1 rRNA gene (running past both ends of the window) is annotated in these 225 nt (G+C 42.2%); it reads right to left on the bottom strand.

What is annotated here, in order from left to right:
* Positions 1–225: ribosomal RNA gene (locus GY169_RS23295) — 23S ribosomal RNA — on the bottom strand (it extends past both window edges: 3768 nt to the left, 451 nt to the right).

Raw genomic sequence — 225 nt, 5'->3', positions numbered from 1 at the left:
TTGCGAAAATTTGAGAGACTCGAACACACCGCTTATCTGTTCTTATTACGGAGAACAGACACAGTGTGTCGTTTCAATTTTCAGCTTGATCCAGATTTTTAAAGAGCAAGACACTGAAGTCTCAATCGCAAGACGCCTTGCTATTTACTTTTCATCAGACAATCTGTGTGAGCACTTCAAAGAACGCTTCTTTAAGGTAAGGAGGTGATCCAACCGCAGGTTCCC

Origin of the sequence: Kluyvera genomosp. 3 (genome assembly GCF_011765685.1) — a bacterium.
Taxonomy (GTDB): Bacteria; Pseudomonadota; Gammaproteobacteria; order Enterobacterales; family Enterobacteriaceae; genus Kluyvera; species Kluyvera georgiana_A.
Note: the sequence above shows the minus strand (reverse complement) of the source record. Positions and strands in the feature narration are given on the sequence as shown.